Annotated in this window: 24 protein-coding genes; 6 read left to right on the top strand and 18 right to left on the bottom strand. The window is 49.7% G+C overall.

The window, feature by feature from the left end; translation table 11 throughout:
• Window positions 1–44: 44 nt before the first annotated feature.
• The 10 genes from BLQ82_RS07560 to BLQ82_RS07515 all read right to left on the bottom strand — a co-directional run bounded on the left by BLQ82_RS07560 (window position 45) and on the right by BLQ82_RS07515 (window position 10321).
• Window positions 45–890, bottom strand: coding sequence for a deoxyribonuclease IV (locus tag BLQ82_RS07560; protein WP_342028144.1), 846 nt, complete (start codon window positions 888–890; stop codon window positions 45–47).
• 7 nt (window positions 891–897) lie between these two features.
• The gene (locus BLQ82_RS07555) at window positions 898–1713 is read right to left on the bottom strand and encodes an Fpg/Nei family DNA glycosylase (protein WP_062528473.1); all 816 of its coding nucleotides are present in this window, start codon (window positions 1711–1713) and stop codon (window positions 898–900) included.
• A gap of 56 nt (window positions 1714–1769) precedes the next feature.
• A complete protein-coding gene (locus tag BLQ82_RS07550; RefSeq protein ID WP_062528474.1) occupies window positions 1770–2558 on the bottom strand; it encodes a TIGR01457 family HAD-type hydrolase in 789 nt (262 codons plus the stop codon).
• A 306-nt stretch (window positions 2559–2864) separates the two neighbouring features.
• Window positions 2865–3815, bottom strand: a complete 951-nt coding sequence (rnz, locus tag BLQ82_RS07545; RefSeq protein WP_074648015.1) for a ribonuclease Z — start codon at window positions 3813–3815, stop codon at window positions 2865–2867.
• 199 nt (window positions 3816–4014) lie between these two features.
• Window positions 4015–7392, bottom strand: a complete 3378-nt coding sequence (metH, locus tag BLQ82_RS07540; RefSeq protein WP_425281139.1) for a methionine synthase — start codon at window positions 7390–7392, stop codon at window positions 4015–4017.
• Between the two features lie 185 nt (window positions 7393–7577).
• On the bottom strand, window positions 7578–7907 hold the full coding sequence (locus BLQ82_RS31850; protein ID WP_163704423.1) for a FixH family protein: 330 nt from the start codon (window positions 7905–7907) through the stop codon (window positions 7578–7580).
• A 295-nt stretch (window positions 7908–8202) separates the two neighbouring features.
• Window positions 8203–8988, bottom strand: coding sequence for an HAD family hydrolase (locus BLQ82_RS07530; protein WP_062528478.1), 786 nt, complete (start codon window positions 8986–8988; stop codon window positions 8203–8205).
• Window positions 8989–9026: 38 nt separating this feature from the next.
• Window positions 9027–9554 carry a hypothetical protein gene (locus BLQ82_RS07525; protein ID WP_062528479.1) on the bottom strand — a complete coding sequence of 176 codons (528 nt, stop codon included), beginning with the start codon at window positions 9552–9554 and terminating at the stop codon, window positions 9027–9029.
• Between the two features lie 85 nt (window positions 9555–9639).
• A complete protein-coding gene (locus tag BLQ82_RS07520; RefSeq protein ID WP_074113197.1) occupies window positions 9640–9813 on the bottom strand; it encodes a DUF896 domain-containing protein in 174 nt (57 codons plus the stop codon).
• A gap of 103 nt (window positions 9814–9916) precedes the next feature.
• On the bottom strand, window positions 9917–10321 hold the full coding sequence (locus BLQ82_RS07515; protein WP_062528480.1) for a LysM peptidoglycan-binding domain-containing protein: 405 nt from the start codon (window positions 10319–10321) through the stop codon (window positions 9917–9919).
• Window positions 10322–10560: 239 nt separating this feature from the next.
• Between BLQ82_RS07515 and lexA the strand changes: the two genes are divergently transcribed.
• The 3 genes from lexA (at window position 10561) to BLQ82_RS07500 (ending at window position 12301) form a co-directional block, all read left to right on the top strand.
• Window positions 10561–11187 carry a transcriptional repressor LexA gene (gene lexA, locus BLQ82_RS07510; RefSeq protein WP_025704214.1) on the top strand — a complete coding sequence of 209 codons (627 nt, stop codon included), beginning with the start codon at window positions 10561–10563 and terminating at the stop codon, window positions 11185–11187.
• 234 nt (window positions 11188–11421) lie between these two features.
• Window positions 11422–11760: a L,D-transpeptidase gene (locus BLQ82_RS07505; protein WP_062528481.1), complete on the top strand. Its 339-nt coding sequence runs from the start codon at window positions 11422–11424 to the stop codon at window positions 11758–11760.
• Between the two features lie 163 nt (window positions 11761–11923).
• Complete coding sequence (locus tag BLQ82_RS07500) at window positions 11924–12301, top strand: hypothetical protein (protein ID WP_062528482.1); 378 nt, start codon at window positions 11924–11926, stop codon at window positions 12299–12301.
• A 102-nt stretch (window positions 12302–12403) separates the two neighbouring features.
• On the opposite strand, the gene BLQ82_RS07495 is transcribed toward BLQ82_RS07500, so the two are convergent.
• The 6 genes from BLQ82_RS07495 to BLQ82_RS07470 form a co-directional block, all read right to left on the bottom strand.
• Window positions 12404–12946, bottom strand: a complete 543-nt coding sequence (locus tag BLQ82_RS07495) for a hypothetical protein (protein WP_062528483.1) — start codon at window positions 12944–12946, stop codon at window positions 12404–12406.
• Between the two features lie 105 nt (window positions 12947–13051).
• Window positions 13052–13273, bottom strand: a complete 222-nt coding sequence (locus tag BLQ82_RS07490; protein WP_154966243.1) for a hypothetical protein — start codon at window positions 13271–13273, stop codon at window positions 13052–13054.
• A 189-nt stretch (window positions 13274–13462) separates the two neighbouring features.
• Window positions 13463–13690, bottom strand: a complete 228-nt coding sequence (locus tag BLQ82_RS07485; protein WP_060860516.1) for a hypothetical protein — start codon at window positions 13688–13690, stop codon at window positions 13463–13465.
• A 413-nt stretch (window positions 13691–14103) separates the two neighbouring features.
• Window positions 14104–15465, bottom strand: coding sequence for a S41 family peptidase (locus BLQ82_RS07480; RefSeq protein ID WP_062528484.1), 1362 nt, complete (start codon window positions 15463–15465; stop codon window positions 14104–14106).
• A gap of 88 nt (window positions 15466–15553) precedes the next feature.
• Window positions 15554–16924: a sensor histidine kinase gene (locus BLQ82_RS07475; protein ID WP_062528485.1), complete on the bottom strand. Its 1371-nt coding sequence runs from the start codon at window positions 16922–16924 to the stop codon at window positions 15554–15556.
• The gene (locus BLQ82_RS07470) at window positions 16917–17600 is read right to left on the bottom strand and encodes a response regulator transcription factor (RefSeq protein WP_143013370.1); all 684 of its coding nucleotides are present in this window, start codon (window positions 17598–17600) and stop codon (window positions 16917–16919) included. The genes BLQ82_RS07475 and BLQ82_RS07470 overlap by 8 nt, the downstream gene beginning before the upstream one ends.
• 233 nt (window positions 17601–17833) lie before the next feature.
• Between BLQ82_RS07470 and BLQ82_RS07465 the strand changes: the two genes are divergently transcribed.
• The 3 genes from BLQ82_RS07465 to BLQ82_RS31305 all read left to right on the top strand — a co-directional run bounded on the left by BLQ82_RS07465 (window position 17834) and on the right by BLQ82_RS31305 (window position 19267).
• Window positions 17834–18052, top strand: a complete 219-nt coding sequence (locus BLQ82_RS07465) for a hypothetical protein (RefSeq protein ID WP_062528486.1) — start codon at window positions 17834–17836, stop codon at window positions 18050–18052.
• A gap of 123 nt (window positions 18053–18175) precedes the next feature.
• Complete coding sequence (locus BLQ82_RS07460) at window positions 18176–18607, top strand: hypothetical protein (protein WP_062528487.1); 432 nt, start codon at window positions 18176–18178, stop codon at window positions 18605–18607.
• Window positions 18608–18877: 270 nt separating this feature from the next.
• The gene (locus BLQ82_RS31305; protein WP_157243869.1) at window positions 18878–19267 is read left to right on the top strand and encodes a hypothetical protein; all 390 of its coding nucleotides are present in this window, start codon (window positions 18878–18880) and stop codon (window positions 19265–19267) included.
• A gap of 95 nt (window positions 19268–19362) precedes the next feature.
• Here the strand turns inward: BLQ82_RS31305 and glnA are convergent, their stop codons facing one another.
• Window positions 19363–20691: a type I glutamate--ammonia ligase gene (gene glnA, locus BLQ82_RS07455; protein WP_020431139.1), complete on the bottom strand. Its 1329-nt coding sequence runs from the start codon at window positions 20689–20691 to the stop codon at window positions 19363–19365.
• Window positions 20692–20721: 30 nt separating this feature from the next.
• Entirely contained in the window at window positions 20722–21132 is a 411-nt protein-coding gene (locus tag BLQ82_RS07450; RefSeq protein WP_019910684.1) for a MerR family transcriptional regulator, read from the bottom strand.
• Between the last annotated feature and the right edge of the window lie 138 nt (window positions 21133–21270).

Here is a 21270-nt window from a genome sequence, read left to right as displayed (position 1 = left end):
CCCCTGCGCAGCAATTTCCAGAATTCTGGATATGAACAGGTTGATCACAGCTGCACCTCCGCTTCATACCATTTGCGTACTGCGGCAATTTCCTGCCGGTGTGTCCCGTCCGGTCCCTTCCCGGTTTCCAAGGCAATAGCCATCCGGCTAAAAGGTTGTGCAGTCAGCAGATTCCGCAAGCCCGCATCACCGATACAGCCTTTGCCGATCTGGGCATGCCTGTCCTTGCGCAAGCCGAACGCATACATGGAATCGTTCAGATGTACGGCCACTAGATGCGGCCAGTAGCCGAGCGCTTCGCCATGCTGCAGAAATTCCTCCGTATGCAGCGGGTTCCAGATCCCGGCGGCGAACGCGTGGCAGGTGTCCAGGCAAAACCCGATTTTCTCCGGATCACGGCAGAGCTCACGGATTTTGACCAGTTCTTCCAGGGTCATGCCTTCCTTGCCGTGATTACCGGCCTGGTTTTCGATCAGGAGCTTGGCCTGCCCGTCCCAGCTTTTCAGCGTATCATTTATACATTGTATAATATTTTGATAGCCTTGTAATGGCTCAATCCCGGAGAAATGGCCAAAATGAACCACAATGCCCAGCGAACCGCAGGCCTCGGCGATCTCCAGGTCGTTGAGCAGCGATGCCACCATTACCGCCCGGGGTGTTGTCCCGTCGCCGGCCGCAGCCAGATTCGTGGGATAAGGGGTATGCGCAATCGACACGATTCCCTTCTCCCGGCAAAAAGCAGCACAACTGGCGGCATCCCGCCGGTCGAGCGGCTTCACGCGCAAACTGCGCGGATTCTTTGGAAAATATTGAAAACATGTCGCACCGCTCTCCCAGGCGAAACGGGCAGCCTGCCCGTATCCGCCGCGAATGCTGACATGTGCCCCGATTTTGGGACTACTCGTCGTGCTGGCAGTCCGGGCAATAAAACACTTTGCGGCCGGACAGCTCTATTTTGACAATCGTTCCCCCATCGCGCAGGCAAGGTTCGCCCTCACGATCGTACACTTTACACTTATCATTATATGAACCGGTAACTGTATCTCCGGCCATGAACGGCATTTCCATATAGCCCCCGATTTCAGTGGCCTCCGTCAGCACCTTGCGGACACTGTCATACAGCCGTACCACTGCCTCCGGCGTCAGGTTCTGCACGAGTATCGTCGGCAGGAGCCTGGCCTCAAAAGCAATCTCATCCGCATAACAGTTGCCGATCCCCGCCATAACCTGCTGATTAACCATCAGGCTCTTCAGCGCTCCCCGGCGCCCTTTTAGCAGTCCCGCGAAGCGTTCAGGGGTCATGCGGCGGTCCAGCAGCTCCGGCCCCAGCTTGCCCATTGCCGCCTCACTTTCCTTAACAGACAACAGATGCAGATATCCCAGGCGCAGCCCCATGAAATACAGGATGTGATCCCCAAAAACAAGCTCAACCTGCGTAGAGCGCTCAGGCCGCTCTTCCTCCGTACCGTAGAACAGCAGTCCGCCCAGCATCAGATGCAGCAGCAGCCTGCGGCCATCATGAAGATGGAACAGGATATGCTTGGCACGGCGCTCCACAAATACAATGCGTGCCCCAAGGAGCGCTTGAGTGAATTCCGGGGTCCCCATATTGATGGTTTTCTCCCGGTTTACGGTTACGCCCGTAATTGGAACATTTATAAGATGCTGGCTGAGCAGCTTTCGGTAATTCTCCATTTCCGGCAATTCCGGCATATTGGCATCTTCCCTTCGAAGGTATCATAGATAAAGTAAATAGCACACCTTTGACATTATACACCGAGTGCCACCATAAGTTCAGCTAAATCAGCACAAATTTCATCCGGCTCTACTCCGGTTAAACGCTGATAGTCTTCCAGATTATCCCGTGTAGTCAGCCCGGTCAATACCAGAATCGTCCGGCAGCCTGCGCGGGCTCCTGCGGAAATGTCTGTCCGCATATTGTCCCCGACCACAACGGCCTCGCCCGGATCAATTCCCATCAGAGATGTAGCATACGCAATGAGATGCGCTTCGGGTTTGCCGATGACAACGGGCGGAATCCCGCTCGCCGCTTCAATTGCAGCTCCCAGTGAGCCTGCTCCGGGCATAACGCCTTCATCGGAAGGAAGCATCAGGTCCGGATTCGTCAGCACAAACTTCGCCCCCTCGCGGACCCAGCGGGAAGCCTGTGCCAGGGAATCATATGTAAAAGACCGGTCAATGCCCTGTACAACATATTCCGGCGCTTCGCTCACCAAGCGTAGTCCGGCTTCGCGGCAAGCCTGGATCAACCCCTCTTCTCCAAGTATCGCCACGGTTGCTCCCGGCGATTCCCCGGCGATGTAGCGGGCTGCAGCCAATGATGAAGTGCATACCTCCTGAGCTTCTGCTCCGATGCCCATTGCGCACAGGTGCGCCGCCACACTGGCCGGGGTCCGCGAAGAATTGTTCGTTACGAACATAAAGGAAATCCCGGCCTTACGCAATGCGGCGATAAGCAGATCTGCTCCCGGAATCATCCGGCCTCCATGATATAGAGTTCCATCCAAATCGATCAGCAATCCGCCAACATGGTCCATTCTGTCTGCCCCCATTACAGGAAATTTTGTTTTAATCACATTAATTATTATTAATATTAAATTTCTTTATCATCAAGTTATCCCATAGAAAATGAACATGTTCTACTCATCAATCATGGCGGGCTTTATGCTTATTTCGGACGGTAAGCATGTTGATTATTCGCCATTTTCTCTACTGCTTCGTTGCTTTTTCATCCAGCTAATCCTTTAAATTTAACACACTTCGTCGAAAGCTAGCGAACCCCTGCTAGGGCCGTCTTTTTTTGGCATGCCCCTGTCATTTCCTGCGCTTTCCCGGAAAATAATTCACTTTCCCGGGACATTTCCCGGCGTTCTCCGGTATACGGGAAAAGTGCAGAATTCCTCGGCCAGCAAGGTCTGCGGAAAGATTTCCCGGGCCTCCGCCAACAGCGGAAGCAGCTCTTCATGAGTGGTATAACGTGAACTGAAGTGTGTCAGCAGCAGCTCACGCCCGCCTGCATCACGCGCCAGCTCAGCGGCCTGCCGGGCTGTGCTGTGATGGTATTGATGGGCCATTTCCTTCAGATCATGGCCGAAGGTTGCCTCATGGATAATCAGATCTGCATCCAATGCAAGCGGCAAGGTTCCTTCGCAAGGTCTGGTATCGCCCAGCACAGTTACAATCCGTCCACGCTTTGGTGCATTGACCACCTCTGCGGCGCGGATCAGAACGCCCTCCTCTGTCGTTACATCCTGCCCTTTTTTCAAAAGGCCATAGAGCGGCCCGGGCTTCAGTCCATAGCTCAGCAGCAGCTCCTTATTCAGATTGCCTGGACTGTCTTTCTCCGTCACCCGGTAGCCATAGCTGTCAATCCGGTGCTCCAGCAGTCCGGCCTCCACCTTAAAGCCGTCATCCTCGAAGATAAGTCCTCCGCTATGCTCAACAATCTCCAGCGGGTAAGGAATGCGGGACTGGCTGACGGACAAGGAGATGTCCAGATAGGCTTTGAGGCCAGGCGGGCCATACACTGTAAGCGGACCTGTGCCGCCCTGATACCCGCGGCTCGACAATAGACCCGGCAAACCGAACAGGTGGTCACCGTGCAGATGGGTAATGAACAGCTTCTCCAGCTTTCCCAGCCGCAGCGGGGAACGGAGAACCTGGTGCTGTGTGCCTTCTCCGCAATCGAACATCCAGAAGCTGCGCCGCTCTTCCAGCAGGCGGAGTGCAACCGAGGTTACATTCCTCTGCAGCGTCGGCACCCCGGCATTGGTACCCAAAAAGTATATTTCCATAGTGCTCCTCCTCTCTTTATTCTACCCGGGAATCATTCATTTTCCCTTCAGCTGAATCTCATGAAGAGAATTTTACCCTTTTTAGGACAAAAAAGCATCTTTCGGGCCGGTGTAAGCTCCAGCAAAAAACCTCCCGGTTACGGGAGGTTCCGCTCTGAAGGGTGTTGTCCCTGCAGAAGGAGTGTATGGAAAGGGAAGCTTACTGCTTCTCCACATTAAAATATTGCGCTTCAGGATGTGCAAACACCATGGCCGATACCGATGCCTCAGGCTCCATCATGAAGCCTTCGGTAAGCTCAACGCCGATATCTCCGGGCGACATCAGCTTGAACAGCGGTCCCTGATCCTCCAGATCCGGGCAAGCCGGATACCCAAAGGATACACGTATGCCCTGATAGCGCGCTCCGTGTCTTTGCTTCATCGTCATATCCGCCGGGTCCGGGAATCCCCAGGTATCCCGCATCATATGGTGAACACGTTCTGCCAGGCCTTCTGCGACCTCCAGCGCCACCGCCTGCAGGGCATGGGAGCGGAGATAATCGCCTTTATCCCTCAGCTCGGCCGACATTTCACGGACACCGTGACCGGCAGTTACTACCAGGAAGCCAACATAATCCATCATTCCGCTGTCCACGGATTTCAGGAAGTCAGCCAGACACAGATAAGGCTCAACATTCTGGCGCGGGAACGTGAAGGTATGAAGTACCGTGGCTGTATCCTGCGGGTCATAGATTAGAATATCATTCCCCCTGGATTGCGCCGGGAAAAACTGATACATGGCATGCGGAGTCATTGTACCCTCCAGCATGGCATGATGGAGAATTCCATCCACAGTCTCCTTCAGTTCAACGGTACGCGGGTCACCGGCGGCAAGCTGGGCTTCCACTGAGCCCTTCAGCCCAAGATGATGACCCAGCAGCATCTGCATATTCACATAAGGGATAATATGCCCGAGCGGGTAATTGCGCAGGACATGCCGTTCCAGATCGGGAGGTGTAAACACAGGCGCATCCGGCGAAATCTTGGAACGGACGGCCCTGGTCAGCACCGGAAGCTCCTGCTGCGGAGCGACAGCTACAGCGGCCTCCGCTTCGAGGCGAACCTCTTCTTCGATCTTGACCCTTTCCTCCGGGTTCATCAGCCGGTTGGCGATATCCAGGCCGTCCATGGCGTCTTTGGCATAGAGCACCAGCCCGTCATATTCCGGACGGATACGCGTCTTGGTGAACTTGCGGGTCAACGCCGCACCGCCAACCATGATCGGCACATCAATACCCGCCGTACGCAAATCCTGGGCAGTCAGCACCATTTGCTGTGCCGACTTCACCAGCAGGCCGGACAGCCCGATCGCATCGGCTTTTTCCCGCCGGAACGCTTCGATGATACTCTCGGGTGGTACTTTTATACCCAAATTGATAATCTCGTAACCATTATTGGAGAGAATGATCTCCACCAGATTTTTGCCAATGTCATGCACATCGCCCTTAACAGTCGCCAGCATGATCTTGCCCTTAACTGAGGTCTCGTCTTTCTGCATGAACTGCTCCAGATGGCTGACAGACGCCTTCATCACTTCAGCGCTTTGCAGCACCTCCGCAACAATCAGCTCATTGTTGTTGAACAGCCTTCCGACTTCGGACATTCCCGCCATCAGCGGCCCGTTAATGATCTCCAGCGGTCCTGATTGGGTTAGAGCCTCATTGAGATCAGGGATCAAGCCTTCCTTCGTCCCCTCCACCACATAGGATGCAAGGCGCTCTTCCAGAGAGAGACTGGAGATCTTCTCTTTCTTCTCCACCTTCTTCCCGCGAAAAGCGGCTACAAAGGCGGAAAGTGTATCATCATTCGTATTATAAATAAGCTGTTCGGCCAGATAACGTTCATGTTCAGGAATGGAAGCATAGCGTTCCACCTTTTCCGTATTCACAATGGCATAATCCAGTCCGGCTTTGGTGCATTCATAGAGGAACACGGAGTTAAGCACCTCGCGTCCCGCTTCAGGCAGACCAAACGAAACGTTGCTGATGCCCAGAATCGTATGCACTTCAGGAAGGGCTTCCTTGATCAGCCGGATTCCGTCAATCGTCTCCTTGGCGGAGCCGATATATTGCTCATCCCCGGTACCTACAGGGAATACCAGCGTATCAAAAATCAGGTCCTCCGGGGCCAGTCCGTATTTATTAACCAGCAGTTCATAAGAACGTTTGGCAACATCCAGTTTATCTGCAGCTTTTATAGCCTGCCCTGTCTCGTCAATGGTGCCCACAACAATGGCCGCCCCGTATTTATGGATCAATGGTGTGACCAGCTCGAACTTTTCTTCTCCATCTTCAAGGTTAATGGAGTTAATGATTGCTTTTCCCTGGCTGTACTGCAGTGCCAGATCAATCACCTTCGGATCGGTGGTATCAATCATTAGCGGAACTTTGACCTTTTTGACTACCAGCTCCAGAAACTTCTTGATATCTTCACTCTCATCGCGGTCAGGGTCCTGCACACAGACGTCAATCACCTGCGCACCGCTCTTCACCTGAGCCCGGGCGATTTCGGAGGCTTCCTCATATTTGCCTTCCACGATCAGCCGTTTGAATTTCCGCGAGCCGAGCACATTCGTGCGTTCACCCACCATGTAAGGGCGGTTGTCGCTCTCGATATATACCGGCTCTATCCCCGAAAGCGCAGGCGGATGCTGCCCGTCGAGACCCCGGGGTGGATATTCCGCCAACATCTCAGCCATTGCGCGGATATGATCCGGCGTTGTCCCGCAGCAGCCTCCGGCAATATTCAGCCAGCCTTTCTCCGCAAATCCCGCAAGCTTGCGGGCAAGCGAATCCGGCGACTCATGATAATTACCATTCTCATCGGGCAGTCCCGCATTCGGATAGCAGCTCACCGCTGCGGAAGAGATCGCCGAGAGCGAACGGATATGATCGCGCATAAACTCCGGCCCGGTCGCACAATTGAGGCCGATGGAGATTGGCTTCAGGTGCTCGAGCGAAATGTAAAAGGCCTCAATGTTCTGGCCGGCAAGGGTTGTCCCCATAGGCTCAATCGTTCCCGATATCATGACCGGAAGTGTAATACCCGACTGTTCAAAAGCATTGCGGATGCCTATGCTTCCCGCCTTCACATTCAGTGTATCCTGGGACGTTTCAAGCAGCAGAGCATCTACTTTGCCGTCGATCAGCGCAATTGCCTGCTCCTCATAGCTCTGCACAAGCTCCTGGAAGGTGACTCCTCCGGTTACTGAAAGGGTCTTCGTTGTCGGCCCCATAGCTCCAATCACATAACGCGGATGGTCAGGCGTGTCATATTTGTCTACAGCATTCCTTGCAAGTCTGGCTGCTTCGAGATTAATCTCGCGCGCCCGCTGCGGAATATCATATTCGGCCAGTACAACTGAGGTAGCGCCGAAGGTGTTCGTCTCAATTAAATCCGCACCGGCTTCGAGATATTTCTCATGGATGCCCTGTATTACTTCAGGCCGGGTAAGGACCAGCATTTCATTGCAGCCGTCAAGCTCATCCCCGCCAAAATCGGCACCGGTAAGCGGCACCTGTTGAATCATCGTTCCCATTGCTCCGTCAAGAATCAGTATGCGCTGCTGTAAGCTTTCAGCGAGTGTGAATTTAGCCACTTTCTATCCCCCCAGTAAAACATTAGAGTAAGTTTAGCAGAATTAAAGGATTTCGAAAAGCCTTCCTTTCCTCTCTGCTTTATCTGTAATTGCTGACAGCAGTCCACGTCTTGATTTCTATCCTATTAGGGCTGAACCACTAGCTTTTTGCTTGGCATGGAATGCTGTGTCCGTGCTGATACGTGGGAAGTTACCGTAAACTCCCCCTCCGCTTCCATCGTTCCTTCAGCTTTATATATACCATCCCCTGATGACTCCCCGGTGAACTCAAATTTCTGGCCCTTATCATTGTTGTTGACGACTTCAAAAAGGACTTCCTTCGCATCATCTACCGGTTGGCCGTCTTGTGTAACCAGCGCCTCAAAAACCACCTTCTGGCCCGCAGCAACCTGCTCAGGACTCCAGGACAGTTCGACTTTTATTGGCTCCATGGACATATTTGACACAGCATGCATATGATTATTGTCCCCATTACTGCCAGAACAGCCCGAAACAGTTGCCGCTATGATTAAAGATATCAACACAGTCAGTTTCCTTGGGTTCAACATTTGGAGTCCTCCCAGGTTAATGGTAGATTTCATGGTCATACTGACATCTTGTGAAGCATTCTTTTCTATTATACACATAATATTCGAATTATCAGTAAAGAAACTCATTTTTCCGCACTATGCTGTGATGATGGTCACATACACTTCTCCTCAATAAAAAAGCCGCATCCCATATCAGGATAACGGCTTCTTGGAAGAGGTTCTATAAAGTTTCAACAAGCGGCAGAAGTTCGCTGAGATGTCCAATCTGATAATCCGGTGTAATCTCCGGGTCGGATGCTTTGCCGGTGCGGTTGATCCATACGGTTGTCAAGCCTGCTCCAAGTCCGCCAAGGATATCGGTGGTCAGTTTGTCCCCCACCATTATTCCTTCCTCGGGGGCAATATCCAGCAGATTCATGGCATGTGTGAAGATTGACTTGTCCGGTTTGCCTTTGCCAAAGCTCCCCGAAATCACAACATGGTCAAAGTAAGGAACCAGTTCCGGCACTCCGTCAAGCTTCTCCTGCTGCAGCGCAGGACATCCGTTCGTCAGGAGCAGCAGCTTCACTTTCCCCTTCAGCTTATCCAGCACTTGCAGTGTTTCTTCATATATATACGGACGGCTGCGGCGTTCTGCGGCAAATTTAGCTGCCAGCGTTTCGGCAAGAGCTTCATCCTCCACACCCAGCGCGGCCAGTCCGCGGCGCCAGGATTCCTTGCGGTAGACAGGGGCAAGCTGCTCCATTTGGCGGAATTCAAGCTGTTCACCGGCCGTGAAATTCCCCCACAACGCTTCAAAAGGGTTGATTCCAATCAGCTTGGTGAACGGAAATGTCTCATACGATTCATACAGATTCCTTGCTTCCCTGCGGACTGCTGCTTCCAGCTCCCGGGGATCGACGGAGTCTCCTGCTGCTTCACTGGCATAACGGAATGCTTCTTCTACGCTCCGCTCATCCCAGAGCAGTGTGTCATCAAGGTCAAAGAGTACGGCTGAAATCGGCATTATAGTTCTCCCTCTCCCTATGCTGGTCTGTATCTTTTCTATTCGTTCACTATTTCCACATGGTTCTGCTTGGCGAACTGCTCCAGACGTTCAGTCATAGCCTTAATGTCATAACGGTTGATCAGTCTGGAGAAGACCCACTGTGTGCGCTTGCCTTTATACTTGATAGAGACTGTACCGCGCGTAACGGTAATCTTCTCAATATCTGCCGCCGGCAGCAGACGCTCCCGGTTATATTTAATGGTGGACAGTCTGGCACGTTCTACCTTCAAATACGGACGGCGGAAAAACAGCAGTGCCGCAAGCAGAAAATACAGCACAACTCCCAGCCAGTTGGCAAGAATGCCGCTTCCCTTAGCTTCATCAATGGAGCCAACTACCCAGAACATTATGCCTAGCAGCATAAGTACTACCGGAAATACGATGTTGCGGCCTTTGAAAACATCGCTGCTCTTCGCAGCGGCAGAAGAGGTTGAAGCATAGATGGACTCTTTGCCTTGCTTCTTGCGTTGCTTGTTGATTTGCTGTGTGTTGCGTTGAACCATTCTTTCCCAAGAACGGGCCATGTCAGTTCCCCCTAGTCATCCTAAAATATCTATGAAAAGGAACAGAGCATCATTAACTCCTGCCTTGTTGCCTTGTTCATTGCTCTTATTTATCTACAATCTCAATGTTGTTGAGCTGAGCGCGGAAGTTGCTGCGGATATTGCCCAGGTAGATCTCACGAAGCTTGGCTCTTTCCGCAAGCTCCTCTTCATTCAGGCCGTCACTCTTCTGTTTGCGCGCCAATTCATTGATGCGGGCGACCAATTCATCAATATTCAATTTGTTTCCCTCCTCTTTAAATTCATTCTAACTGTGCCATGAGAAAAAGAGCTTGTCAAGGTCTGCTCCCTGAAAGCTCTTAGCTCCATCTATGAGTACTGATTCAGTATGAATATACAGGCAAAGTCAGCACATCTCCGGCTTGGATATTACTGTTCTCCAGGCCGCTTGTCCGTTTGATTCCTTCTATATATACAGCCGTTCTCATATTGGCCGGTTTATTCTTCAGTGCAATGCTCCATAGCGTATCCCCACGTTCAACAACGACCCTCTTCTCCTGCTTGGCCGGGGATACTGATCCTGCAAACACATTGCCCACTACCGTAAATCCTGAGATCACCAGCAGAACAATCAAAGCCAGCTTCACAATATTGTCTTTCCGGATTAGTGTGCGATATGGAGAAATAACAGATAAGAGCAGATTCATAATATTCAGTCTATCAATTGAAGCTGCAGGGTCCTCATGAGCCTCATCGTAAATACTGCGGTATGTGCTGTACTTTAACATATTAACCGACCTCCAAACACTTGTTCTTACTTTCGAAATCAATATAACACGAACAAGTGTTTTGATCAATAGTTTTTTCGAACAATTGTTCCCTTCTTATGTACGCCCCTTTTTACACAGATGAAGACAGCTTATTTCACAAATTCCCGCTATTTCCGCATCATTTTAGAACTTATGTTTGTACGAACGGCAGTTCTATGTTATAATTTTCCCAAACATAGTATATGGGGTTGATTCCGATGTCAAAGATTTCGAGTCGTCAACTGGCGATCCTGGAATTTATTCGTAACGAAGTCCGCAGCAAGGGTTATCCGCCTTCTGTCCGGGAAATCGGCGAAGCTGTAGGACTGGCTTCCAGCTCCACGGTACATGGCCATCTGGACCGGCTGGAGAAGAAAGGGCTTATCCGCCGCGATCCGACGAAACCGCGTGCAATAGAATTGCTGGGTCAAGAGGATTCCGAGAATGTTCATCAGTTCGTTCAGACGGTAACACGCATTCCAGTTGTTGGAAAGGTTACTGCCGGGGTGCCGATTACAGCAACTGAGAATATTGAGGATTACTTTCCGCTGCCTACTCATTATGTAGGAGACAACAAAGTGTTCATGCTGTCTGTTCTCGGTGACAGTATGGTAGACGCAGGCATTATGAACGGTGACTACGTGATCGTCCGCCAGCAGCAGACTGCGGATAACGGCGATATCGTGGTTGCCATGACCGAAGAAGATGAAGCAACCGTTAAGACCTTCTACAAAGAGCGTGACCACATCCGCCTGCAGCCGGAGAATCCGGCGTACGAGCCTCTACGTCTGAATCGTGTCACGATTCTGGGCAGAGTTATTGGTCTATTCCGCGATATTCATTAGCCTTTCCCCTCCATTAAGACTGCTCCGCTGGAATAGCGGGACAGTCTTTTTCCTGTTCTCCTGTCTGACCTTCCGCCGTTACCTATTTTGTCCGCCATCCACTCTTTCCATATGCCCTTTTTATTCAGCGGGAACATTTGTTCCCATGACTCACCGGTGCTTATCGGTGTTGATTATTTCAGAACCCTCCTTCCTCTACAGTCATATCCTGTTCATAAAGGAGTGCTGATCACAATGCCCAACTATCGAATCATTATTGATCTGTCCCAGCGGATGCTGTATCTGCTCGACAATAACATTGTTATTAGAGGGTTCCCTGTAGGGATTGGCAAAATGTTAACGGTCTCTCCGGTTGGAGAATATACCATTATCAACAAACAGCGTAACCCTGGAGGCCCGTTCGGCGCCTTTTGGATGGGCCTGTCCAAACCCCATTACGGAATTCATGGAACTAATGACCCTTCCTCGATAGGCAAAATGGTCTCCCACGGCTGTATTCGTATGTACAATGAGGATGTATCGTGGCTCGCAGCTACCGTTCCAGTTGGAACCCGGGTAACCATTCGGCAATAACCCGCACAAAGGATGCAAAGGACACCCAAGCCAGACGTGCAGCAGCGTCCTCGCAGGGTGTCCTTCATGTTATAACATTTATTTTGCGCACTAACAGGAAAAGTGCAGTAATATGTCGAAACTTGTACATTGGAAAATTAAATCTTGAAAGGAAGTGCCTGGTTTGAATCAATCCAAAGTCAGAACCCATGTCGATTTTAAAGTCGAAGCGCTGGGTAAGCTCTCTAACCTTTTACTGAACAATAATCACGGGGAACGCAAAGTCAATCTGCTTACCGCGTTCGGCAGCATTGAGGGCAATGTAGCTACAAATACCGGCAGTAAAGAGGATGTCTTTAATTTCAAGTCACTAATGGACGATGTTATCGTAGATGAATACATCTCCTACTTGGGTGCTGAACATCCCGAAAAATCATTCAACTACAATTTTGTTGTCCTGGACAACGTGATTGTACGTCCTTTTGCCAGTTATGGGACTGAAATTGAATATAAGCAGCTTATTGTCTATGCAGATCAGATTACGGCCTTTAACTTCCTGTAAAGCTGTACATGTACATCGCTACATATTGAAGCAATAAACGGCTTGTGCCTCCTGATGAACAACATCATGGCCCGCAGAATAACATCACGGAGGCACTCAGCTTTATTGCTGCGTCTGCTCGTATCCGAGTTCACCCAATATGCCTTCTGCCAGCGCAAGCTGAACCTCCTCCGGTTCCTTCAGCTTTCTGGCATAGACTACAGCGCTTTTAACCAGTTTTTCGATCAGCCGCCGGCCCTGTTCTTTGGTAATGGATACTTCCACTCCAGAGCGCCCCACCACTTCCGATAAGCAGAAGAATGCAATCCGCATGCTGTAGTTCTCCCGGCTTAAAAAGTAGAACAGATAAGGGATATTCTTCAGCAGACGATCCATCCAGTTCGTGATCTCACGGATCTGATAAATTTCTCTCCGGTCTTGCTCATACCCGTTAAAGATTAGGGTTACCTTTCCGCGCAGCCTTTTCTTTTCGTACTTTTTGAACTCCCGCAGATAATTTTCCAGCCGCCCCTTCTCTACATCTTCCCTGGATACATTCAGGACGGTTATCCCTTCCGTATCCGCATTTGGTGCAGGCGTTACAACCATATCTCCAGTTTCATGCTGCATTGGCAGCCCCAATCGCTGCCGCAAATTCTCTTCCATTCTCTTCACCCTCCAGTTATGTAGGTTATGATACATATAACATTGAAAAGGCACCCCGAAGGATGCCCTGAATCGCAAGACTTCTGCTGCTAAACCCCAAGCTAACTACAGAATGCTGCGGAGTAACCGGATTGCAGCCGCATTTAAGCGCAATGCTTCACGAATGGAAGCTCTCGCAGCCAGCAGCTCGCGTCTGGCCCGGCTGGGATTAGGCACACGCCGCAAATTTTCATTGATTTCTTCCAGTCTCTCCAGCAAAATAGCTCTTTGCGCCCGCAGCAAATTCAGCGCTCTGCGGATTCTTGCACGCTCACGTTCTGTCATCATTACACCTCTTTTACGTTTGATAGTATAAGAGATGCAATGAATGCTGCATTGGTATGTGCGATCTGGCAGGAATTACAGAAACAAACAAAAGAGCCGCTTGTCCGCAGCTCACAACCAGGATTAAGCAAGAGGTGGTGTACCTTTTGCTGACGGGAACAGGCTCATTCAGATTGGCGCCTGCGCCATCTGTTATTCCTGTTTTTTCGGAATACGGACTCTGAATTCAAATCCATCCCGGCTGTAACACATTCCGGCTACAAGCACATCATCCGGGGTCCATCTCTGCACAGGTCCGGCATAGTCTGCAATAACATGCGGCTTGCCTTCAATTAGCTGAACGACGTATACCTTCACTTGAGCAAGCGCCGCTGCGAACAAATCGGCATCGCTCGTCAGAACTTTATACGTTGACTTCACAAAGGCACCTCCTTATCGGCTCGTTGATACCCATTCGGGCAATCCCCTGATTTTTTGGAATCTATGAATAACAGATTAGCAGTCTTTCCATTTCAGACAGGAGAATTTCCATACATAGGTAGTATACAGCGGCACGGAACAATATGTAAACGACTGTTTATTTCCCATAAAAAAGAGTGCATTCTGTTAATTATTTTATATCTGTATAAGTTGAACTAGATATATTCAGTGAGCTTATCGTCTTCTAAACGAAGACAAAGCCGAAGGGTATCCGTCCGTCCGCCTTACGGAATGGCTTCGGGATACCCGGTGATTTTGCGGAATGAACGCCAAAAAAACCCCGGCATTTACATTTGCCAGGGGCTTGTGTTTTATCCCATTGGAGGAGTCCCGATGAGTGAAAGGGATATCCCTTATGGCTTCTTTTTAAGCAATTCCAATGCCCGGTTCATCACCGGGTCCTTGCCGGCATCAATATCGGCTTGCTTGATCATGATCTTTTCGTCCGGCGGCAGGCCGCGCTGCTCGTAATTAGTGCCGTCAGGCGATGTATAGCGTTCGTTGCTCAGGGAGAATATCTGTTTGTTCGGCAACAGTTTAAGCAGCATGTCCGAAAAGTATCCGCACGTCTTTTCCCCGATAACCGTTACTTTGTCCAATGCTTTTAAGGCCATCGTCCCTGTCTCGCCAGCGCTTACCGTTATCGGACTGGTCAGCACCACAATATTGTCAGCTGAAAACTGCTTTGCTCCCGGTTCGATATATACCTGCGTAGGCTTGGAGAATTGCTCGTATCCGCCTGTTCGGGCCTGTTTGGCATACGCCAGCTTGCGTTTCTCGGCAAACAAGCCGGCTATTTTCAACCCGAAGAAGTCCTCGCCCCCCTCATTAAAGCGCATATCGATCATAAAGTTGCGGCAGTTCGCCAGATCCTGCACCATTTCCGCCAGCGCTTGGTCAATTTTCTGCGGATCGGACTCGTCAAAACCAATCAGCTTGATGTAAGCGTCGCCGCTTTTCGTTTGGCCATAAACAATGCGCCCGTCGAGCTTGCTCTTTACCGCCCCTTTCATATATCCGTCTTCGACGTTTCGTTGCATCGACTTCGAATTGGCTTCGAAAAATTCCTCTCGCTCAACTTTGGACTTGGAGAAGATCATACCCTTTTTACCGAATATGATGCTGTGTCCGTCGTTTAGCTTTTGGAACATTTGCGTCAAAATGTCCTCCAGTTCCTTCTCGGAGGTAGAGGCGCCAACTTTGGGCCGATACTCTTTGTACACCTCTTTCCAATTCACTTTGACGAGCGGAAAGAAACTGAAATTCTCTTCAAAGGATTGCCAGAATACTTCAAAATTTTGCACGGGATCATTGCTGAATCCGTTATACTTCACCTTGGGAAGATTATCGATCCGTTTGAGATGCTGCACGTACCCCAAGCCATCGGTCAAGCTGCCGTTAACGAAGCGGCCCATCGGAAATCGCGGGGCATTTAATTGCTCCTGGGATTTGGTGTTGTCGTAAATTTCATTAATATAAATGTCGCCGTTGTTCTCGATATTTCCTTTCCCGAACGGTACCAAGCTGTCCTTGGTGTAGCTGTAGACCTTAACGGATTGGCCCTCTATTTCCAATATATGTCCATACCCTTTCGATTGCCAAAGCTGGCGCTCGGCGGCTGCGGGGGGCGGCTGCTTCCGGTTCTCCTTCGCCTGGACATAGGTTCCCGACATGCTGAATGTCAGGAGGGTCAAGATGGCAATCAATACTTTCATTTTTGGTCCTCCTTCTGATCAAAAAATATAAAATTGGCTTTTCGAGGATAGTATAAAGCCCGAATTTGTCCTCAGTTTGAACGGAGGATTACAATTCGGGCTTTGTATCTTCGAGGGGAAGTGTGATCGAGAAGGAGGTTCCGCTCCCCAATCTGCTGGACACTTCGATTTTTCCATGATGAAGATCGACAATCCGCTTCACGATGGAAAGACCGATTCCGTTGCCGCTAACATTGCGGTTTCTCGCTTTATCCACCTTGTAGAACGGTTTGAAAATTTGGCTGATTTCCTCCTCAGGTATGCCGATTCCATTGTCCGTCATTCGGACGACTGCGCTTTCGCCTTTCTTGAAGGACTCCACCATTATCTTTCCACGATCGGCGGTAAATTTGATGCAATTGCCAAGCAAGTTGTTCCACACCTGATTCATCCTGTCTTCATCCGCCACAATGGTTATCGGCTCCAGCATAAGCTGCATATCCAGATTGCGGGCAGACCATTGCGGTTCCAGGCGAATGACAGCTTTGCGCAGTTGCTCGTCGAGACGAAACTTTTGCGGGGCGGGCTTTGCATGCTCGTGCTCCAGGCTGGTCAATTCCAGCAGATCGTCGCACAGCCGGGACAGCCTGTCGCTCTCCTCATCGATAATATTCAGCATCTGCATACGGGTTTTCTCGTCCACGGACTTGATCTTCAGCACACGGGTATATCCTTTGATCGACGTTAGAGGAGATTGGATTTCGTGGGATACATCGGAAACAAACCGCCGACGGAGCATATCCAGCCTTCCCACTTCAGCCGCCATCGCGTTAAAGCTTAGGGTGAGCTGTCCAATTTCGTCGCGACGTTTAGTAGACAGGCCAACGTTAAAATCGCCCCTGGCCATTCTTTGCGTTGCATGCGTCAGCTTCTGCAGGGGCCTGACCATATACCGCGCAGCGATCAACACCAGAATACTTCCCAAACTGAGAGTAAACAGCTGCTGATACCGGGTCAAGGAATCGATTTCGTCGAGGACAAAACTGGTCTGGGTCGTAACCAACAAGACGTGCGGCGAACCGTTCAGCTCAAAAGGCAGGCCAACCGTAATCTCGTCATCCTCGCTGGCCCCGTTGCGATAAATTTTGTTCTGCTTGAGCACTTGCTGCAGATACGGTTGATCCTTCTGCCGGTCTGGAGCAGCGCTCCCCGGGTTCAGCAGCGTTCCCGAGCTGTCATAAAACCGCACCTTATAAAAAGGCATAGAATTGCTTACTTCCACGAAAGCCTTCGCATCCTTCGGAGCCAATTTCTTATATAATTGAATGATCATTTGCGCATTGCCAATCATCTTCTCTTCCACGATCGCTTCGATATGGCCATTGTAGAAATAGCTTTGAACGAATAAAACCGAGAGCAGGCTGACTATGACGACCCCCAGAAACGTGAACACGACGCGGGCATAGAGCGAGTTAATCATGATACGCCTCCAGACGGTAGCCCATACCGCGCATCGTTACGATGCGGAAATCTTCGGCATACTGCTCAAACTTGTCGCGCAGACGTTTGACATGCGTGTCCACGGTGCGTTCATCCCCATTGTACGCGTAACCCCAGATGTCGCGGATCAGCATGTCGCGCGTAAAAATTTGCCCGGGATAACTGGCCAGTTTGTAAAGCAGCTCAAATTCTTTTAAAGGAAGAGCCCATTCCTCGCCCGTATCGGAAAAGTGAACCAGATAGCTCGTTTTATCGAGAATGACTCGACCGAGCTTCACGATATGGGAGGTAGCGATCCGATACCTTTTGAGCAGCGCCTTGACCCGCATGACCATCTCCATCGGATCAAAAGGTTTGGTCAAATAATCATCCGTCCCCAATCGAAAGCCTTTGACTTTGTCCAGCGACTCCTTTTTGGCCGTGACCATCAGCATCGGCTTGTCCCCGGCCTCCCGCAGCTTTCTGCACAGCTCCCAACCGTCCATGCCGGGCATCATAATATCCAAAATGATTAAATCGACGGAATGATTCAAGTAATAATCCCAGGCTTCGAGACCATCCGTTTTCTCTACGACGTCCATACCTTCGTCTCTTAATAACAGCCCTGCCAGTTCGCGGACAAAGACGTCGTCATCCACTACCATAATCGTCGGCAATGTTCATTCACCTCGTACTAACTTTCCCTGCCATGAGAAAAGCATCTATTCGAAGCCCCCTCCCTATTATCTTACACGGAAAAGGGGGGCCGTTGCAAAACGATTCAATACTCCGTTATCGCCATGATATCCGATAGGAAAGTGATGAGACCTATATTTGGGCTTGCCTTTCTCTGCAGGATTTGGTAAGACTAATTTAGTTTAGAACAGATTGAATGATAGGAGGAAGCACTTTGGAGGAAGTAAGAATTCAGAAAAAGGACCGCGCCGTCAGCTTTAGGGTGATTGAGGAAGCAGGCGAATTTATCGTTTTTGACATGTCACTGTCTAACCCGGCCGGCAGCCGCACCAATTATAGCGGAAAACAGTTCCAGGAAGCCTGGAAGGCAGTAGAATCCATCCTTGGGGAAACTGCGATTCCTGACGAAATCATCAAATATGCAAACTCATAATCCGCACAAAGGCCCCGGCAAGTGTATGAGCGGCAAATTTTTATCAAAATAATTACCGCGCTGCGGACGACCCCCTTCAACCCGTTGCATAGTCTATCTCAAATACTACTGGGGGTATGCACTATGTCACGGTTTCTTGATGCCAGAACTTCACAGAACGCCAGTACTGCGGGCAGTATGAACGGTGTAGGATTAACAGCAAACCAAAATGTACTCATTGGTCAGATCGGATTAAATACTGCCGGAGCTGCGGGGCCTATCAGAGTACAGCTTAACGGAGTCGCTACTTTTTTTGTGTTTTCAGGAGGATTCATCACCTTAACCCTATTTGCAGTTAGAGGTAGCGTTGCTACTGATCCAGTAGTCGCTTCAAACCGGCTTCAGTTAAATCCCGGAGCAACAACACCGACGAATACATTCCCGCTGTATCTCATAGGTTCGGACTACAATCCAGTGCCGTCTGCCGAGATCGTCTATTCCTTATTTGTGAACAGCTCAGTTAACGTCAACCGGATCGGTCCTGAGAGTTTTAACGGCTGCGCCTATTCAGACTAGGGTGATATCCCACGACTGAACCGGATAACATGATATCTGTCCCAAAAAAGCCCTTGACGCTAATAGCTGACAGGGCATTTTTTATGTAGTCTTCTCTATAATCAATTTTGGATTGATTAAGTTCTAACTGAACATTTATATATATTTACTTATTCATCCTTCAAAATACAGTTCCGCCCATCTCGAATTTGTTTTAAAATAGTAAAGTATTCCATTCCCAATGACATCCCTGCTTCGGCTAATTCTATCGTCAACATGAAGAGTGGTGAAGTGAATGGACGGGACTACGTAAATGGCTCCTTTTCATCCTCAACCGATCGTGATTGCTATGTCTTTCCGGGTATGTCCAATAACAAGCAAAGTCTAAGATTCTACAACTACTCGCAAAGTCCTTATAACTACTTACAATATTCTGTTTTTCGTTATTCTGATTTAATAAACGGCAAGCCCCCCATTGTTGAAAAAGTGGTTGCTCCAGCCTCAGACCTTAAGACTGAATTATCCCTTGATTATTTCCGCTGGGCGCCACCTACTCAATCGCCTCAACTCGGAAGAGTCCATTCTTTTCCAAACGAGAACAAACCAGCCTTTAACGCTTCAGTAAAAGCATTTCTGCCGTTGCCTCCAGGTAAAATTCGTCTCTTAGGCGAATCAAACTAAAAGCTTCTAACTACCTTATCCACAACAGAAAAAACTCCTAATTTTCTGGAACAATAAAAAACCCTTGACGCATTAGCGTCAAGGGCTGCTTCATCCTAGTAAAGAGTCATGTACTGATCTCTTTCCCACTCGTGGACTTGGGTACGGTAGATATCCCATTCAATTTCTTTCAGCTCGTAAAAGTGAGCCAATGCATGTTCACCGAGGGCTTCGGTAATGACATGGCTGCGGATCATTTCGCCCAGCGCTTCCTTCAGATCGGACGGCAGGCTTGGAATGCCTTCTTCGATCCGTTCTTCTTCGGACATCACATAGATGTTGCGGTCGATAGGAGCCGGAAGATCGAGCTGGCGTTTGATGCCGTCGAGACCTGCCTTCAACATGACAGCAAGTGCCAGGTAAGGGTTAGCCGCAGGGTCCGGGTTACGGACTTCAATGCGTGTGCTGAGTCCTCTGGAAGCTGGAATACGGATCATTGGGCTGCGGTTGCTCGCGGACCAGGCCACGTAGCAAGGCGCCTCATAACCAGGCACAAGACGTTTGTAGGAGTTCACTGTAGGGTTAGTGATGGCTGCAAAAGCACGTGCGTGCTTAAGAATGCCTGCCATGTAGTACCGTGCAGTTTTACTCAGACCCAGTGTGTCACTTTCGTCATAGAATACATTCTCATTGCCTTTGAACAAGGATTGGTGTGCGTGCATACCTGACCCGTTCATACCAAAAAGAGGCTTAGGCATAAAAGTAGCATGCAGGCCGTGCTGGCGGGCAACCGTCTTCACGACAAGCTTAAAGGTTTGAATTTGGTCGGCAGCTTTGATGGCGTCAGCATATTTGAAATCAATTTCATGCTGGCCGGAAGCAACCTCATGGTGAGATGCTTCGATTTCGAAGCCCATTTCCTCCAGAGTCAGTACGATCTCACGGCGGCAGTTCTCCCCAAGATCCATCGGCGCCAGATCAAAATATCCGCCCTGGTCATTCAATTCTGTAGTCGGATTGCCTCTTTCGTCTGTTTTAAACAAGAAGAATTCCGGCTCTGGTCCAACATTCATCGCAGTGTAGCCCATTTCCTCGGCTTCCTGCAGACAGCGTTTCAGAATGCCGCGCGGGTCCCCGGCAAAAGGTGTTCCGTCAGGCATGTACACATCGCAAATCAGACGTGCTACCCGGCTGTCCGTTACCCAAGGGAAAATAACCCATGTGCTCAGATCAGGGTAGAGGTACATGTCAGATTCTTCGATCCGCACATAACCTTCGATGGAAGAACCGTCGAACATCATTTTGTTGTCCAGCGCTTTTTCCAGCTGGCTGACAGGAATCTCAACATTCTTAATCGTACCGAGCAAATCGGTAAACTGCAGACGAATAAAACGGACATTTTCATCCTTAGCGATACGCAGGATATCCTCTTTTGAGAAGCTCACTTTACCCTCTCCCTTTCACGTCTCTTTGTATTATTTATTAAAAAACCGGGATAGCTCGCCTTGAATAAGAGACACTTGTCCCGGTCTTTTACCGGAAACCAGTTCCTGCTTCAGTAAACGGTGGAGCTGTGAATCAGACAACTCTCTACGTCTAACCTCTGTGTCAGGGGTAATGACTGTAGCTTCTTCAGATTCCTTCGAGACGGGATTCATTACCTGCTTGATGCCGGCAATATTAACCCCCTTCTCAATCAATGCTTTGATTTCCAATAGGCGTTCCACATCATTAAACGAGAACAAACGCTGGTTGCCGGATGTGCGTGCGGGCACGATCAGACTGTGCTGCTCATAGTAACGAATTTGTCTTGCCGATAAATCAGTTAGCTTCATTACGATTCCTATAGGAAATAATGCCATATTTCTGCGGATTTCATCACCCATGACTCATCCAACCTTCCAATGATCTTTTTCTCATCTCATTGTACATTTCCTTATTTGTCGTGTCAATGGTGTGTAAGATATTCTCACAAGATTTTATGTAACCTTAAGAATTCAAGTAAAGTGAGTGTAAGCTAAAAC

Source organism: Paenibacillus jilunlii, assembly GCF_900102965.1.
Lineage (GTDB): Bacteria > Bacillota > Bacilli > Paenibacillales > Paenibacillaceae > Paenibacillus_AQ > Paenibacillus_AQ jilunlii.
The sequence above is the reverse complement of the archived record's forward strand: the minus strand, read 5'-3'. Positions and strand labels throughout refer to the sequence as shown.

Excerpts from the sequence above, each read along its gene's own strand:
- BLQ82_RS07525 (WP_062528479.1), bottom strand. The coding sequence starts at position 9,554 with ATGGCCCGTTCTTGGGAAAGAATGGTTCAACGCAACACACAGCAAATC.
- rnz (WP_074648015.1), bottom strand. The coding sequence starts at position 3,815 with ATGGAAATATACTTTTTGGGTACCAATGCCGGGGTGCCGACGCTGCAG.
- lexA (WP_025704214.1), top strand. The coding sequence starts at position 10,561 with ATGTCAAAGATTTCGAGTCGTCAACTGGCGATCCTGGAATTTATTCGT.
- BLQ82_RS07530 (WP_062528478.1), bottom strand. The coding sequence starts at position 8,988 with ATGCCGATTTCAGCCGTACTCTTTGACCTTGATGACACACTGCTCTGG.
- BLQ82_RS07515 (WP_062528480.1), bottom strand. The coding sequence starts at position 10,321 with ATGTTAAAGTACAGCACATACCGCAGTATTTACGATGAGGCTCATGAG.
- BLQ82_RS07550 (WP_062528474.1), bottom strand. The coding sequence starts at position 2,558 with ATGGACCATGTTGGCGGATTGCTGATCGATTTGGATGGAACTCTATAT.
- BLQ82_RS07475 (WP_062528485.1), bottom strand. The coding sequence starts at position 16,924 with ATGATTAACTCGCTCTATGCCCGCGTCGTGTTCACGTTTCTGGGGGTC.
- BLQ82_RS07505 (WP_062528481.1), top strand. The coding sequence starts at position 11,422 with ATGCCCAACTATCGAATCATTATTGATCTGTCCCAGCGGATGCTGTAT.
- BLQ82_RS07495 (WP_062528483.1), bottom strand. The coding sequence starts at position 12,946 with ATGGAAGAGAATTTGCGGCAGCGATTGGGGCTGCCAATGCAGCATGAA.
- metH (WP_425281139.1), bottom strand. The coding sequence starts at position 7,392 with ATGGGAACGATGATTCAACAGGTGCCGCTTACCGGTGCCGATTTTGGC.
- BLQ82_RS07480 (WP_062528484.1), bottom strand. The coding sequence starts at position 15,465 with ATGAAAGTATTGATTGCCATCTTGACCCTCCTGACATTCAGCATGTCG.
- BLQ82_RS07490 (WP_154966243.1), bottom strand. The coding sequence starts at position 13,273 with ATGATGACAGAACGTGAGCGTGCAAGAATCCGCAGAGCGCTGAATTTG.
- BLQ82_RS07555 (WP_062528473.1), bottom strand. The coding sequence starts at position 1,713 with ATGCCGGAATTGCCGGAAATGGAGAATTACCGAAAGCTGCTCAGCCAG.
- BLQ82_RS07460 (WP_062528487.1), top strand. The coding sequence starts at position 18,176 with ATGTCACGGTTTCTTGATGCCAGAACTTCACAGAACGCCAGTACTGCG.
- BLQ82_RS07450 (WP_019910684.1), bottom strand. The coding sequence starts at position 21,132 with ATGGGTGATGAAATCCGCAGAAATATGGCATTATTTCCTATAGGAATC.
- BLQ82_RS31850 (WP_163704423.1), bottom strand. The coding sequence starts at position 7,907 with ATGCATGCTGTGTCAAATATGTCCATGGAGCCAATAAAAGTCGAACTG.